Genomic DNA, 12,216 nt, shown 5'->3' with positions numbered 1-12,216 from the left:
TATTCTGTAGCCCGGATAAAACAAAAAAGGCCCTGCTCGTGAGCAGGGCCTTTTTTGTTACTGTCAGGAGACGCTAAATGCTTAGAAGCTCCAGAGATTGTATTCATACTCAATCAGGTCGGAAGCAGCTTGCTGAGCAGCCAGAACGCCTTGCTGCGGCCCGCCATATACTTCGTCCAGACGCGAGTCGTTCGGGTTCGAAACCTTTACGATGTACGAGTTGAACAACCAGAGCTCAAAAGCATCAGCAAGGTTCTTATGCTGAGCATCGTTCTGGGAGTTGAACCAGATGGCTTTGTCCGGATTAGCACGGAATACCCGTACCAAGTCGCTGTACTTGAACGTACCAATGGGTGATTCAATACCCGAAACGTTGGTGCTGAGCGTTGAAGGAACCAGCAGCGTAACGGTTTTGATGTCGTGATACATTCTCGACCGTTTCTTGTCGAAGATCATATCCTCTTTCAATTCCATCTGGTACAAGTCCTTGTAGCGGTACTCGTAGCTTGGTGGCGCGGCGGGTGCTTTCGGCTTGGCCTTAGCGGTAGACTTGCCCTTCTTCTTGGGAGTGCCCCAGTCATCGTCCGAAGTCTGCTCACTGAAACCAGCAGCTTTTTCCTCTTCGCTCAGACCGGCGCTGGCTTCTACGTACGACATCCGACCGGAAACTTCGGCGGGCGTGTACGTCGTCGTCAGCGAGTCATTGCGGTAGGCCTGCAGCTCACCACGCTTCACCGCCTCCATAATAACGCGGCTGATTTCTTTGCCTTCGGAGAACATCGGCTTGTTCTGCTTCTCGCGAAGGTCAACAGCACGCCAAATCGTTTTCCGGAACATAATGTCCGAGTTAGGAATCGGGCGATACGAGCCGTTGCTGCTGGCGGTCGTAGCTTGCTCCTGAGCCGATGCAGAGACCGACAGCGTCAGGCTGGCCGCCAAAGCGGCGAAGGAAAAGAATTTGTTCATACCGTGGTAATCAAAAAAGCGCTGCGGTTAGTTCAGAAGAGTAACGCTTACAGCAACGGAATATTGAACTGCTTCGCAACGTTTACTTCTTCCTGCTGATCCTGGAAGTTCAAGCGCCGAACTTCTTTCACTTCGATGTAAAGACGGTCGCCTTCGCGGGCCGAGTTAACTACATCGTTCAGGTTGGCTTCCGGACCGTTGATGGTGCGGGTTGGCAAAGCAGGGCGCTTGCCACGTACCAGCGTCACTTCGTAGCGAGTTACGCGGTAGCGGGCGTCATCGGGTAGGAAAGTAGCAAAACCAGCATCCGGCACTGCCTTCAGGCTCATGTTACGTACTGCCGTGATGGGCGTACCCTGCTTCTCATTAGCCTCGCGGCCACCTACGATGCATTTGATTTCGGGCTTAGGAATCGGACGAACCTGGAAGGTTTGTGAACCGATGGCGTTGCCACTGCTGCTTACGTTCAGGGTTACTTCACGCGAGTTAGGCACCAGCGTTACGTCGCCCGTTTTGGCACCGGAGATAACCGAAGCACCCGAGGCCGAGAAAGCCGGCTTGTATTGGGCACCCAGAGCAGGAACCTGTACGCTGAGTTTGTTGCCGCACTTGAAATACAGAGCTTGTACCGAAGCCGACTGAATCTGCATTACTGGCTTGGTAACCGTGTAAGGAACCGTAACCTTGAAGGTCGTATCGCGGCCGTTCTGCTTGAAGCGAATGGTACCGGTCCACTGAGCTTTGGCATTGCCGGCAGCATCAAACGAGCCGGGACGAGCCGTAAACTCAACTTTGCCTTTACCGTCAGGGCCAACTGTGAGTGGGCTGCCGTTCAGAGTCATCGAAGGCTTAAGACCCGTAGCCGAAGCCGTCAGGAACAGCTCAGCCTTATACTTAGTACCAGCAGCTACCGTGTTCGACTCAGCACTTGCGAAAGCACCTACTTTATCAAATACGATAATGCTGCCACCTACTTTAGCAGCCTGAGCAGCCAAAGCATCCGACTCATATTTCAGCACTTCTGCTTCTTTCTGAGCCAGTGTAGCCAGAGCAGCTACTACCGGGGTGTTTTCAAAGTTCAACTCAGCAAAGTTCTTGTTGCGCTGCTCTTTGTCGGTAACCATTGGATCATCCTTGGCATCGAGTGCCAACGGAGGAATACCGGGAACGTATTTCTGGATGTATGAGGAATAAGCATTCAGCTTGTTCTTCATGTCGTAAGCAACGCCGTCTTTCTTGCCGCCGAGCATTGTGCTGGCAACCTTGTCTTCGGCACTCATGTTTTTGAACTCGTTCTTGCCCTTGTTTTCAGTGGCAGCCAAGAGCTTCTCACGAACAGTACCCAAGTAGGTTACCATTTCCTGAGTTGTCTTACGAATATCTTCGCTTTGCTGCAGAACTGCTAAGTCGGAAGCCTGATTACGGTTCTTTTCAACCTGAGCCTTAATTCCTTTTACTGCGCCATCGTTCGACTTCGACACCTTGTTGTTGATAGCCGAAAGGCTGTCGTCGAGGAACTTGAACTTGAGCAGTATTGCTGAGTTTACCTGAAGGGCCAGAAGTGCAGTCAGTACTAGGTACATCATGCCAATCATCTTCTGCCTTGGAGTTTCTTTTCCTCCCGCCATCGTGTCTTGCCTAATCTATATGTATTGGACGGAAAATTAGTAGTGCTGTTCCAGACTTAGCTGGTAGCACGCATGGCGTTCAGCATATTACCGTACACCCGGTTCAACGAACCCAGGTTGCTGGTCAGCTGCGTCACCTCCTGCTTGAACTGGTCGGTTTCTTTGCCAGCCTCGGTCAGGTTTTCCATAGCCTGGCTCAGCGTGCCATAGAACTTGTTCATAGATTTCAGGTGCGTGTTAGCATCCTGCAACTCCATTTCGTACACTGCATTCAGAGCACCAAGGTTTTTGGTTACATTCTGAACTTGCAGATGATACTCTTTAGCGTCAGCCGTAGCGCTCGACATAGCCGTGATGGCCTCTACCGTGTTCGAGTAAGCGCTGTTGATCTTCTCCAGCGACTGAGCAGCCGAACGAACCTTGGTGGTGTACTCCTCGGTAGCGTTGGTAGCGTCACCCAGCGAAGAAAGCTGCTGCGTGGTTGTCGACAGACGGTTCAGGCCGGCACCCAGCGAAGAAATTGCCTCGGGAGTTACGTTGGCATCCTTCAGCATGTCGTCCAATTTCTTGGTCAGGCCTTTGCTGTTGGTGTCAGCGGCAAAGCTGTTGCTGTTAGTGGAAGGATCGTATCCTTCGCTCAATTCTGGGTAAACCAGCGACCAATCCGGCTCGTGCGAAGCAGGCTGGAATGCGCTGAGCAAGAAAATAAGTGCTTCAGTACCGAGACCTACGATGAGCATTTCGCTAGCGCCATCCCAGTGCTGAATTTTAAACAAAGCCCCGACGATTACGACTGCGGCCCCGATGCCGTACACCTTGGGCATAACCACGTCATACAGGAAACTACCGCCTTTTGCTGCCATTTGAGTTGTAAATTGAAAGAATGTGTTGTGTGATGAAGTAAACGGGGGGGATGCTTGAATTGCGTATTCTAGAGTGCCGAGCCAATCTGGATCATAGCAGTCCGGAAACCAATGTAAGAGCGGGCTGAATCCTGGTATTCGAAGTTGCGAGTACCGGTTTCGAGGAAATAGGAGATGTCCTTCCACGAACCGCCACGCACTACTTTGCGGGGCTCGTTGTCATCCGGGTTAGTTGGGTTCATGTCCCAAACAACCGGCACAGAAGCTTCCATGTAGGCATCGTCGCACCACTCGGAAACGTTACCCGACATATCGTACAGGCCAAAGTCGTTGGGGAAGAAAGCACCAACTGGGGCGGTGTAAGCATATCCGTCGCTGGCGTAGTCGCCACGACCAGGCTTGAAATTAGCCAGCATGCAGCCTTTCGAATTGCGCAGGTAAGGGCCGCCCCAAGGATAGGTAGCAAGGTCACGGCCGCCACGGGCAGCATATTCCCACTCAGCTTCGGAAGGCAAGCGGAAGTTTGGCGTTGGGGCCAAACCAGCTTCGGCATTGGCCGCGTTCTTGTTTTTGGTACGCCAGTTGCAGAAGTACTTGGCCGCAAACCAATCGACACCAACTACCGGGTAGTCATCAAAAGCTGGGTGGGTGTAGTAGTACTCCATCAGAGGGTCGCCCATGTGATAGGTAAAGTCACGCACCCATACCGTGGTATCGGGGTAGAGCTCAGTCATCACATACTCTTCGCCCAGCACATCGATAGAGTCCTGGCGAATAGCGTTCATAAACTGACGGTATTCGTTGTTGGTAATCTCCGTCTCATCCATGTAGAAGCCGGCAATAGTTACCTGCTTGTTCATGTTGACCATGGAGGCCGATATATCCTGGTCGGTCTGGCCCATGTGGAAGGTACCACCGGGGCAAGGAACCATACCAAAGGGCACCTCCTGGGGATTGAACTCGGGGCGGTCCTCCGCTCCGACCAAATCGCCTTGCGGTCCTTTGCCGAAACCACAGCCTCCCAAAAACAGCGCCGACAGGGCTACGAGAGGCAATACGAGAAACTTGTTCATGTTAAGGAAAAAAAGACTGTTCAGGCGGCGATACCCTAAGATTACAATTTAACGATCCGGCAAATCTAGCGAATATTACATTCGTTCGCAAGCCTGTCGCTCAATGCTTACCTTTTGTCTACGAACCGGTACGGATACCGGTTAAACGATGGAAAGCAGTGAGTTAGTGTAAATGCCCTGTAAATTCAGCATACATACATCCAACCACCAAACAATCTTTGTTACACCCCCTAAAATCAGAAGCTGTAACGGGGAGTGCGGATAGCTGGACGGGTGGCCGGCCCAGGCTTGGGCAGGCGGTAGGAGAGCATAATTTCGTGGGAGCTGAATGCACGCGCAGCTTGGTTAAATGCAATAAAGTCGAATGCATAACCGAACCGCAGGGCATTGTCCTTAGCAAAGCTCATGCCTAATAAGCCCGTGATGGACTCATCGTACCGATAACTTACGCCACCCCAGAACTTATCGTTCAGCGTAGCCCGAACACCACCTTCGTAAGAGTTGTTCTTGAAAGAGAGTTTATTATTGTCGCCGAATTTGCCGGGCAATACCATCTTCACGAGCACCGTGGGGGTAACTATAACGGAAGAAGACGCTTCGATATTGTAGCCAGCCGTCAGATACGCGTGATTTTCGCCGATTACCTTCGCGCTGTTGGTACCGCCTTCGCTCTTGAACTGGTATTCGGAACGCAAGAGGTTGTTGAAGCTCAGCCCGCCATACAGCTTGTCCGATTCGTACCAAACCCCGATTCCGGCGTCAATTTTCTGATCAGAACCATCCCGGGGTACGCTGTTGTCGCCAGCTTCTGCGGGGCGGTATACACCTTTGCTCAAGTGGTTGAAAATACCCTGCACGCCCAGACCAAGCCGTCCTTCGCCAACTTGGATATGCTTGGAATACGACAACTGCACGTTGGTGATACTGGACTCAGCAATTTTGTCGCGGAAGACGCTGATACCCACACCACCACCAATAGCAGCTACTGGCAGCGAAGCACTAAGGCTATAAGTTTGGGGCGAGCCGCCGTCATCAAACGAAGCCTTATAGCCCAAATACTGGTAGCGGCCCAGCGTAGTTATCTCTCCCTGACCTTTAATTCCCGCATAGGCTGGGTTCAGATACATCCCATTGAAGCCATAATGGCTAAACTGGGGCTGTTGCTGAGCAAGAGCAGTGGCGGAAATTGCTGAAGTCAGCAATAAAGAAAGTAGAGTTCTCTTCATGGAACTGGTTGATTTGTGGTCTGTTAGGGCTTGGGTGGGCCAACGTAGGGGTTTCCAAATGTATGCAAAAAACCCTCCCTAACAAACCACCGCAAAAAAACAAACGGAAGAGCATTTGATTGCTCTTCCGTTTGTTTTACGCGTTAGGCGCTTTGTTTGCCACTTTTATTTTTCTCCTTGCCTACATCCGGGCCATGATGTAGCCGGATGTAAGCCTCGATGGCTCCGGTCATGGAAGGAGCATTGGGATGAGGAGCTTCAATATCTAATTCCAGTCCGGCGTCAATAACGGCCTTAGCCGTCGTGGGGCCGAAAGCGGCTATACGAGTGCCGTTTTGCTCGAAATCAGGGAAGTTGATGAACAGCGAGCTAATGCCGGAGGGACTGAAGAAGGCAATGCAGTCATACTTCACATCGGAGAGGTCCGACAGGTCGCTCGCGACGGTATGGTAGATAACGGCTTCGCTAAACTTGAAGCCATTGGCCCGCATAAACTCCGGAATGTCATCCTTACGAATATCAGAGCAGGGGTACAGAAATTTCTCTCCCTTGTGCTTCTTGATTACGTCGAACAGATCGGCAGCAGTGCGCTGACCAACGAAGAGCTTGCGCTTGCGCAGCACAATGTACTTCTGCAGATAGTTAGCCGTCTGCTCGGAGATGCAGAAATACTTCATTTCGGCCGGCATCTCCAGCTTAGCTTCCTGGCAAATTCGAAAGAAATGGTCTACTGCATTGCGGCTGGTGAAAATGACAGCTGTATGCTCCGCAATATTGACCTTCTCTTTGCGGAAATCCTTATACGAAACAGGGTCGACCTGGATAAACTCGCGGAAATCGACTTTAATCCCGTACTTCTCAGCAATTGAAAAGTAGGGGGAAACGTCGTTTGCGGGCTTAGGCTGGGTAACCAGAATACTGGAAATACGCTTAGCGTGACGGCCCGTCCCCGGTTTGTCTGTGCTCTCGGCCATAGGGTAAAAAAAAGGGGGTAAATCTAAGGCAATAAGGGGGCGTTGGGAGTAATAGAAGAGCTTCTGCTACAGGTCGATTAATAAGTGAATACAATCAACTTAAGCAGAATGATTAAGGGAATCACTTCTGTGGCGCAAAGGTACGAAAACAAATGCAGATTTAGTAAGGACGCGCGTCTGTGCAATGTGCGGGCGATGCGAACAACGGTACCAATCAACATCAAGGAAACCACTCCATTGGACACCCATAGGACTGTTTCAGGCAAGGTCTGATTCAGCCCGAGATAGAGTAACATTACTCCCGGAAGAAAAAGACCCATAAACAGAATGGTGCGCATAAACTCTCGGTACTGCACCATAACCAGTTGAGCTACGTCGAAGATATAGCCCATGACCTCCAAGAAGATGTATTTACCCAGGACGAAAACCGCTATAAGCACGGCATAGAACAGTACCCGTACAATGATGGCTGACTCCGGAACATCAAACAGGCGCCGCAAAATGACGATGCTCTGAATATTGGTATGAATTGCTACCAGCAACAAGGCAAATGAAAGCGAGAAAACCATGACCAACAGCAAGTTGAGCCAGGTAACAGTGGGTTTAGTCAGGAAGTCTTGATCATTGGAAGGCTTGCCCCACAAGCCTTCCAAATGATAGATACGGGCGAAGCCAGGTTGGTATGCTGATCGGATGCTACCGTATAACAAGCCAATCAGCAGCAGAAAGCACAAGAATACGTTCTGTCCTTGGTGACCACGCGGTAAGGGCTGCACGGCTACCGGCTTTACCGGGGCTTTGTTGGCCTGCACGGCGGGCAGGGAGTTAGTAAAGGTAGCGAGGTTAGGGGGCGTAGTAGGATGCCACACGCATAGCAGATGCAGCCCAGGAACCGATCCTGCGGGCAACAGCTTTGCCAGATCTAGCGTGTAGGAAGCAGAGGTAGCCGCCGTAAATGCTAGTCGGTTGTCTAAAAAAATACTCAGGCCCTTGGGGGCAGCAAAGGTAACCGGGAAAGCGCGGCCGGTTCGAACCGACACCCACTGGTAATAGGCCAATGCCGGAGTGTGGTAATCAGGCAAGTAAAGCACGAGCCGATTGTGCGGGGCATCATGGATAAGCCAATCGGCTGACAGACCGCCTTTGGTGGCAGGTGGCAAGGGCCGATACTCGGCAGCGGAGGCCACTGATAAAGGCAAAAGGCACAGCAGTAGCAGTAGCCATTTTATCTGCTGCCAACTACTTGTGTCTTTCTTCCCTGCCCGTTTAAGCACTTTTAGGAGGCTACGCGCTGCTGAGCACTTCGGCTCTGATAAACGCCTAGGAATATGCTAATCAGAACGGAAAAGGCCACCAGAGCCCCGATCAGCAGGGTATTGCCCAGTGCCGCGAAGTTGATGACAAACAGAATAACTACCAGATTGAGCAGGCCCAGCAGCATGACAGTGCTGATCTGCTGAAAGCCCATAGCCAGAATGCGGTGATGCACATGGTTTTTGTCTGGAGAGAAGGGCGAGCGGCCAGCCATCATGCGCACGATGAACACCCGAAGCGTATCGAAGAGGGGCACGAAGAGGATACCAATAGCTACAGCGGGCGACGAAGCAGCGAAAGGGCCACCAACTTTGAGGCCCATTTCAATGAACTGAATAGTCAGAATGGAAACGATGAACCCACAGACCAAGGAACCGGTGTCGCCCATGAAGATACTGGCCCGGTGGAAGTTATAGCGTAAAAAGCCCAGCATACCGCCAATGAGGCAGACCGAGACGAAGACGTAGTTGCCGTAGCCAGTACCACCGTAGCGGGCAAAGTAATAACCGTAGGTGCTGGTAATAATCAGAACGATGGTACCGGCCAGGCCATCGAGCCCATCAATGAGGTTGATGGCATTGGTGATGCCTACAATAGCCAGGAACGTGAAGGCGTAGCTGATACCGATGGGCAGTTCGTGAATGCCAAGAATACCCTGAAAGCTGGTAACACGGATATCGGCCATAATCATGACCACACCGGTGGCCAACAGCTGGCCCACAAACTTCTTGGAGACGGAAATGCTGACCAAGTCGTCTTTCAGGCCCACGAAGAACAGTACGATACAGCCGGCTAGCAGCTGCTGGATACCATTGCTGAGGTCAGCGAAAATGGTGAGAGCCGACATAAAGCCGGCAAAAACCGCCACCCCGCCCAGGCGAGGCGTGAGAGATTCATGCACAGTACGCACATTGGGCGTATCCAGCATGTTCTTCAGATGGGCAATGTAGATAATGGAAGGCACCGCGAAGAGTGCCACCAAAAATGCCCATAGGAAGGACAAACCCAACTGAATTCCGAGTGCATTCATCACGTATCGGCTCAAAATTAAGCAAATAGCCCGAAAATATTATTCTCCAGGCGGTCTGCAAATTGGTAGTTAGCTATGCAACACACCTTCACGGTCGAGCAGAGCAATGTGGATCAGATTGGCGGCAACAATGGAATCGGGGACGAAGATGAACTTCTTATCGAATATCTGCGAGCCCCGGTAGTAGCTTACCCAATATTGGTTGTTGAGGTGAAATAAATCGGGGTCAATGGGTTCGATTGGAACGGCCGTTTGGGGGGCTACTTCCAGTATGACGTGGCGCAGTGTGGAGGTTCGGACACTTTCCCCGCTGCTCTGCACACCGTAACCGTTGGAGCTGACAATGACATTGTCGAGGGGAAAAGGGTTATGATTCAGCAAATATACCATCCACCCTGCTTTTCCGTCTTGCGTCACGGCAGCCTCATCCGGCACGATGGCAACGGAAACGCCCTCTACAGGGTCGAAGGTGATGTGCTCTTTCATAGTTACTCAACGATAAAATCGGCCGCAAACAAGTCGGCCAGATGAGGTAACAGTCGCTGCTCTACTTCGGCTACTGGTACGGCGTGGCCCAGCTCCTGCTGGAGCGAAGTAACGGCCTTATCAGTGATGCCGCAGGGTACGATATGCCCGAAATACGTCAGATCGGAGTTGATGTTGAAGGCAAAGCCGTGCATGGTGACCCAGCGGCTGCACTTCACTCCTAAGGCACAGATTTTACGCGGATTAGGGGCACCCTCCTCAAAATCGAGCCATACCCCGGTGAGCCCGGCAATGCGCCCGGCCGCGAGGCCATAGTCGGCCAGGGTGCGAATAACAGCTTCTTCGAGCAGCCGCAGGTAGCGGTGAATGTCGGTGAAGAAGTTGTCGAGGTCGAGAATGGGGTAGCCGACAAGCTGGCCGGGACCGTGGTAGGTGATGTCGCCGCCGCGGTTGATGCGGTGAAACGTGGCACTGTGCCGGGCCAAGCCTTCGGCATCAAGCAGCAGGTGCTCGGGCTTGCCGCTTTTGCCCAGCGTATACACGTGCGGATGCTGGCAGAGCAGTAGGTAGTTGGGAGTAGCTTCGGGCAGGCGGCCCTCATCGGCAGCCTGGCGGTTGCGGACTTTCACGGCCAGCGTAGCCGCCAGCAACTCTTCCTGCAGGGCCCAGGTAGCTTCGTAGTCGGCCAGTCCTAGCTTCCTGACGATAATCTGTCGGTTGTGGCCCGCCGCCCCGGCAGCGGGAGCTACGGCAGAAGCCGGAGCGGGGTCGGGAGTGGCGCAGGAGCTGTATAAAGACATGGCAAACTCGTTGAAAAACCGATTCGCGGAACACCTTCGCCGCATACGTATATATAGGCAACAAAGCAGACTGCGGCAGCTTCTGGTATATTCCGGACCAACAGTCTGGATTGAGCATTCCGGCGGCGCAATCCGGATAATTCCAAAAGCCGCCGGGCAATCCAAATACTTTTCAGGAGTATACGGAAAGTCCGCAAAGGTACTAGATTTAGTCCCAACCCCAATTCTGACAAGGTTACGGTTCAGCTTATGGCATACGCAGCACACGAGCTAGGACAAGCCGGAGAACAAGCCGCCGGGGCATTTCTGACCAATCTGGGCTTCACGGTAGTACGGCAGGGCTACCGCTACCGCCGGGCTGAAGTAGACCTTATCGTGCAGCGCGGCCAGGAGTTGCTGGTGTTTGTGGAAGTCAAGACCCGCTCCTCAGCCCAGTTCGGCTTTCCGGAGAAATTCGTGACGGAACGCAAGCGGCAGCTGTTTCTGCTGGCCGCCGAGCAGTACCAGCTGGAAACCGACTGGCAGGGTGACATCCGCTTCGACATCTTGGCCTTAAGTCAGATCAGTACCGGGTTCCGAATCGAGCATTTTGAGGATGCTTTCTATTAGGCTAGTCACAAAAAAACCCATCCGGCGAAGAATGGGCTTTTCTATATTGCTGCGGTAAAACGACGAGCTATTTTTTCGTGCCGGGCCGGTCTGTTACGGCGTCGCGCTTGTCGATGCCCTTCTCCTTATCATATATCAGCACGGAGTTGCGGTTGTATTCCCGCACCAGCTCGGGCTCAGCTACTTCCGGGTCGTAGCCCGACTCACCGTACTGGTACTCGTAGTGGCGACGGTTGCGGAAACCCCAGTACTTGGTCCAGGTACCGATTTTGCGGCCATTCTCAAACTGCCCGTCCCAGTCGCGCTGGCCGTTTTCGAGGTAGCGCACGTAGTCGCCTTCCACCTTGCCGGCCACGTAGGGAATGACCTCCTTTATCTTCTTCTTCTCGGCATCATAGTAGCTCACGGCCGCGTCGCGCGGGAAGCCCATTTCGTAGTGGGTTTTGGTAAGCAGCACGTTGTCCTTGTTCGACCGTTCCCAGCGTAGGTGGCGCGTGCCGAGGGCGAAGTAGCCGGTTTCTATCACCTTGCCGCCCTGCAGCTTCTTGTAGGGCCCGTGCAGAATCTTGTCGGTGGCCGGGTTCAACTCAGCCGTCGATTTGAAGATCTTGCGCTTCTTAGGGTTGAAGTAATACAGCGCCGGCGCGTACTCGTTGGGCTGCCGGAAGGTTTTGAGGTAGTAGAACTGCTCAATAACCTGGTTGCGGCCCTTGGGCCCCGATTTAGTGAAGCTCTTCTTGATTCGCTCCCCCAGAAAAACGTTTTTCTTCTTTTTGGGCTTGCGCTGGTCAGCCTTCTCCTTTTCCTTGGCGGCCCGCTCCTGCTCCTTGGTCATGGCCAGCCGCTTGGTATCCAACGACGGCGCGTTGGTAGTGTCGCGGGCTGTGGTGAGCGAATCCGAGAAAAGCGTGGATAGCCCCGGCTGCTCGGGCTTGCTATTAAAGGAAATCGTCTTTTTGCTGCACGCTCCTACCAGGAACAGCACTAGCAAAAGAGGAAGAACGGTAAACCGGAGTGGGCGCATCAACGAAACAGGCAGAATTCGTAGGGTCGAACGTAAAGATATAGGGAATTAGTGCCGGGCGGTGAGATAGTGAAGTTGTGAAAGGTGAAGTTGCGGGTTCGACGGGCTCTAAAAACACAAAACGGCTCCGGCAGCAAATGCCACCGAAGCCGTTTATTCGTCAGCTCAGCTGCAAGAAGAGGCCGCAGCCCAACTTCTTCACAACTTCACCTGGCACAATTTC

Annotated in this window: 12 protein-coding genes; 1 reads left to right on the top strand and 11 read right to left on the bottom strand. The window is 52.7% G+C overall.

Going from position 1 to position 12,216, the window contains the following annotated elements:
- Positions 1-81: 81 nt before the first annotated feature.
- From porN to lipB, 10 genes are all read right to left on the bottom strand, one after another.
- Entirely contained in the window at positions 82-966 is an 885-nt protein-coding gene (gene porN / locus LGH74_RS15260) for a type IX secretion system ring subunit PorN/GldN (protein ID WP_226176980.1), read from the bottom strand.
- Between the two features lie 47 nt (positions 967-1,013).
- Complete coding sequence (gene porM, locus LGH74_RS15255) at positions 1,014-2,552, bottom strand: type IX secretion system motor protein PorM/GldM (protein WP_431357453.1); 1,539 nt, start codon at positions 2,550-2,552, stop codon at positions 1,014-1,016.
- A gap of 98 nt (positions 2,553-2,650) precedes the next feature.
- A complete protein-coding gene (porL, locus tag LGH74_RS15250; RefSeq protein WP_226176976.1) occupies positions 2,651-3,457 on the bottom strand; it encodes a type IX secretion system motor protein PorL/GldL in 807 nt (268 codons plus the stop codon).
- 68 nt (positions 3,458-3,525) lie between these two features.
- Positions 3,526-4,530, bottom strand: a complete 1,005-nt coding sequence (gene porK, locus LGH74_RS15245) for a T9SS ring complex lipoprotein PorK/GldK (protein WP_135396255.1) — start codon at positions 4,528-4,530, stop codon at positions 3,526-3,528.
- Between the two features lie 236 nt (positions 4,531-4,766).
- Positions 4,767-5,756, bottom strand: coding sequence for a PorP/SprF family type IX secretion system membrane protein (locus LGH74_RS15240; protein WP_226176975.1), 990 nt, complete (start codon positions 5,754-5,756; stop codon positions 4,767-4,769).
- A gap of 143 nt (positions 5,757-5,899) precedes the next feature.
- Positions 5,900-6,730, bottom strand: coding sequence for a uroporphyrinogen-III synthase (locus tag LGH74_RS15235; RefSeq protein WP_226176973.1), 831 nt, complete (start codon positions 6,728-6,730; stop codon positions 5,900-5,902).
- Positions 6,731-6,807: 77 nt separating this feature from the next.
- Complete coding sequence (locus LGH74_RS25125; protein ID WP_226176971.1) at positions 6,808-7,917, bottom strand: DUF4271 domain-containing protein; 1,110 nt, start codon at positions 7,915-7,917, stop codon at positions 6,808-6,810.
- Between the two features lie 89 nt (positions 7,918-8,006).
- Positions 8,007-9,074, bottom strand: a complete 1,068-nt coding sequence (locus tag LGH74_RS15225; protein WP_226176970.1) for an MraY family glycosyltransferase — start codon at positions 9,072-9,074, stop codon at positions 8,007-8,009.
- Between the two features lie 69 nt (positions 9,075-9,143).
- Entirely contained in the window at positions 9,144-9,560 is a 417-nt protein-coding gene (locus LGH74_RS15220) for a hypothetical protein (RefSeq protein WP_226176969.1), read from the bottom strand.
- Between the two features lie 2 nt (positions 9,561-9,562).
- Positions 9,563-10,360: a lipoyl(octanoyl) transferase LipB gene (gene lipB / locus LGH74_RS15215; protein WP_226176968.1), complete on the bottom strand. Its 798-nt coding sequence runs from the start codon at positions 10,358-10,360 to the stop codon at positions 9,563-9,565.
- 249 nt (positions 10,361-10,609) lie between these two features.
- On the opposite strand from lipB, the gene LGH74_RS15210 reads away from it, so the two are divergent.
- On the top strand, positions 10,610-10,969 hold the full coding sequence (locus LGH74_RS15210) for a YraN family protein (protein WP_226176967.1): 360 nt from the start codon (positions 10,610-10,612) through the stop codon (positions 10,967-10,969).
- Between the two features lie 67 nt (positions 10,970-11,036).
- On the opposite strand, the gene LGH74_RS15205 is transcribed toward LGH74_RS15210, so the two are convergent.
- Positions 11,037-11,960: a toxin-antitoxin system YwqK family antitoxin gene (locus tag LGH74_RS15205; protein ID WP_226176966.1), complete on the bottom strand. Its 924-nt coding sequence runs from the start codon at positions 11,958-11,960 to the stop codon at positions 11,037-11,039.
- Positions 11,961-12,216: the final 256 nt, after the last annotated feature.

This window comes from Hymenobacter lucidus (genome assembly GCF_020447265.1).
GTDB classification, from domain to species: Bacteria; Bacteroidota; Bacteroidia; order Cytophagales; family Hymenobacteraceae; genus Hymenobacter; species Hymenobacter lucidus.
The sequence above is the reverse complement of the archived record's forward strand: the minus strand, read 5'-3'. Positions and strand labels throughout refer to the sequence as shown.

What these genes read in the sequence shown, in the direction of transcription:
- porN (WP_226176980.1), bottom strand. Translation starts at nt 966, where the DNA reads ATGAACAAATTCTTTTCCTTCGCCGCTTTGGCGGCCAGCCTGACGCTG.
- porM (WP_431357453.1), bottom strand. Translation starts at nt 2,552, where the DNA reads ATGATGTACCTAGTACTGACTGCACTTCTGGCCCTTCAGGTAAACTCA.
- porL (WP_226176976.1), bottom strand. Translation starts at nt 3,457, where the DNA reads ATGGCAGCAAAAGGCGGTAGTTTCCTGTATGACGTGGTTATGCCCAAG.
- porK (WP_135396255.1), bottom strand. Translation starts at nt 4,530, where the DNA reads ATGAACAAGTTTCTCGTATTGCCTCTCGTAGCCCTGTCGGCGCTGTTT.
- LGH74_RS15240 (WP_226176975.1), bottom strand. Translation starts at nt 5,756, where the DNA reads ATGAAGAGAACTCTACTTTCTTTATTGCTGACTTCAGCAATTTCCGCC.
- LGH74_RS15235 (WP_226176973.1), bottom strand. Translation starts at nt 6,730, where the DNA reads ATGGCCGAGAGCACAGACAAACCGGGGACGGGCCGTCACGCTAAGCGT.
- LGH74_RS15225 (WP_226176970.1), bottom strand. Translation starts at nt 9,074, where the DNA reads ATGAATGCACTCGGAATTCAGTTGGGTTTGTCCTTCCTATGGGCATTT.
- LGH74_RS15220 (WP_226176969.1), bottom strand. Translation starts at nt 9,560, where the DNA reads ATGAAAGAGCACATCACCTTCGACCCTGTAGAGGGCGTTTCCGTTGCC.
- lipB (WP_226176968.1), bottom strand. Translation starts at nt 10,360, where the DNA reads ATGTCTTTATACAGCTCCTGCGCCACTCCCGACCCCGCTCCGGCTTCT.
- LGH74_RS15210 (WP_226176967.1), top strand. Translation starts at nt 10,610, where the DNA reads ATGGCATACGCAGCACACGAGCTAGGACAAGCCGGAGAACAAGCCGCC.